The organism is Robiginitalea sp. (assembly GCF_049588695.1).
GTDB lineage: Bacteria > Bacteroidota > Bacteroidia > Flavobacteriales > Flavobacteriaceae > Robiginitalea.
The window spans coordinates 1-2,247 of record NZ_JBAVZJ010000381.1 but is presented as its reverse complement, the minus strand read 5'-3'; the positions used below and the strand labels follow the sequence as shown (position 1 = coordinate 2,247).

Annotated in this window: 3 protein-coding genes; 1 reads left to right on the top strand and 2 read right to left on the bottom strand. The window is 43.4% G+C overall.

The window, feature by feature from the left end; genetic code table 11:
* Together WBV75_RS09055 and WBV75_RS09050 are read right to left on the bottom strand one after the other, a co-directional pair.
* Positions 1-684, bottom strand: a 684-nt coding sequence (locus WBV75_RS09055; RefSeq protein ID WP_424120303.1) for an InlB B-repeat-containing protein, incomplete at its 3' end; no start/stop codon positions are given.
* A gap of 407 nt (positions 685-1,091) precedes the next feature.
* Complete coding sequence (locus WBV75_RS09050; protein WP_424120302.1) at positions 1,092-1,667, bottom strand: hypothetical protein; 576 nt, start codon at positions 1,665-1,667, stop codon at positions 1,092-1,094.
* A 374-nt stretch (positions 1,668-2,041) separates the two neighbouring features.
* On the opposite strand from WBV75_RS09050, the gene WBV75_RS09045 reads away from it, so the two are divergent.
* Positions 2,042-2,247: DUF4212 domain-containing protein (locus tag WBV75_RS09045; RefSeq protein ID WP_424120301.1), on the top strand; the 206-nt coding region annotated here is incomplete at its 3' end.

Below are 2,247 nucleotides of genomic sequence, written 5' to 3'. Positions count from 1 at the left end.
GGTATAGACTACCCCGTTGATTATGCCTGTCTGACCCACCTGACTCCATTCATAAGCTTTGATAGTGACTCCATTTTCATCAAGATAAATTGGGGGCGAAAGCGGACATCCCTCTTCATTGACATCTTCTCCCTCCGGGGTATTTGGGCAGTCATCTATATTATCAGTAACCCCATCGCCGTCTGTGTCCTTCTGGGAATCGGAGCATCCGGTTTCATCTACGACCTCGCCTTGAGGAGTATCTGGACAGGTATCTGTACTATCAAAAACCCCATCCCCGTCCGTATCGGTCTGGGAAGCGGAACATCCATTTGCATCCACATCTTCACCTTGCGGGGTATTCAGACAGTCGTCGAGATCATCGGGAACTCCATCGTTATCCCCATCGGATTTTACAAAGACAAGGGTAACATTCATATCGGAATTCATGGAAACAGATATGGGGTTCTCGGTACTTTTGAGATCTCCCATCCATTCTTTAAAAATATATCCTTCGGAAGGAGTTCCTGTCAGGGTGACCATGGCACCATCATCGAAAGCACCCCCGTCAGGGGAGACGCTTCCTCCCTCTTCAGGGGTTATTGTAACCGATAGGACGAACATTTCGGGATCGTCATCTTTGGAACAGGTAAGGACTAGAAATAAAACCGGAAGTATGAGGAGAATCCTCTTAAAAAGTCTCATGGCTATGTTTTTTAAGAATTACCTAATTTGGGTAGATAAAGTTAGTCCCCAACAGAAGGAAACACAATGATCCCGGTCAGTGTGGTAGGGTTAGGATCAAGTGGTTAGGGAAAGAAGTAAGTAGTTATAAACCCCAATACCAGCTTTGAGTCGCGCAAGTTTGGACTGGTCGCTATAAGACTTCTTTCTATTAAGCCCAACATATTGGCAGGTTCCTGGCCGCAAAGGGTCCGCCGGGCCTATTCCCTGCGCGGCACCTTATTTGCAGAAGCGGTCCTACTTTTCCTGCGAACCCAGGCAGACCCACAAAAAAAAGCCTTCCAATACGGAAGGCTTTTCAGGTTTCACAGAACACGTGAGGTATTTATTTAATAAAATCACCTTAGTGAATACACAGGCGAAGTGGGCTAATAAATAATATATCCCCCACCCTCGTTAGCGTAGATGCCAAAAGGCAACCCGTTTTCCCCGACTTCAAGGATAAATTCAGTGGTGAACAGGGTAAACTGGCCATCTGCTCCTTCGAAACGTCCCGTTCCTCCGGTTACTTGGTAATCCACAGATTCCCCATTAAATTGTAGGGAAATAAAATTAACAAGATCACCGTTAGCTGCTGTTAGGGTGCCGTCTATAAAGTTATTTGGCCCGCCAGGGTTCCCATCCGTACACCATGTGATGTCAACCTCGTACAGTCCCAGATGAGAGGCATTTCCGTCACCTTCCAGAAGAATTTGAAGTGGTTTTGTGGGATCATCGCAAAACAAAGATGGTCCGGTTGCTTCAAAACTTCCTGAACTCCGAATTTTCCAGGGCCTTTTCTTTCTCGCTTCCTCCTCGCTCTTTTTTGCAGATGCATTTACACTCTCAAGATTTTCCAGCACATCCAAATCTGTTTCAGGACTACAGGAATACGAAATCAAAAAGAGGCCCGCCAGGGCCATCCCAAGAAAGGTCTTTAAAAAATTTAGTTTGTTGGTTTTCATGCTATAGTGGTTTTAAAGGGTTACAGGTTACTGTTGAATCCTCTATAGCAGGAACATAAATCCTCATCGGGTTAGGAGCAGATCTACGTGAGCCGGAAAGTTTTCACCGGGGGAGCTTTAAAATACGATAAATATTCTGATTATTAATGTGTTAGGTCATTTTTAATTGTAAGAATCCATGACCCTTATTTTAATCTGACAATGTTTTTGTTTTGAAATAGAGACGTTCCACAAAATCACCTCCAAACAACATGACTTTATCCTTTTTACTATCTTTTGAGCATAGAAAAAGGAAAGGCTTTCAATCCTATCCCTATATCAGTGGAAAAGGGGGTTGTCACAAAAGGACTTTCAAGAAGTTTTAATCGTATTTGATGGCTAAAAAAGCAAAGGCATACTGGAAAGAAAACCTCAGGTATCTTGCCATACTGTTAACGATATGGTTTGTAGTCTCCTTTGGAGCGGGTATTTTATTTAAGGAGGTATTGGACGACATTAAAATTGGCGGATTTAAACTGGGATTTTGGTTTGCCCAACAAGGATCTATGTACGTCTTTGTGATCTTGATATTTGTTTACGT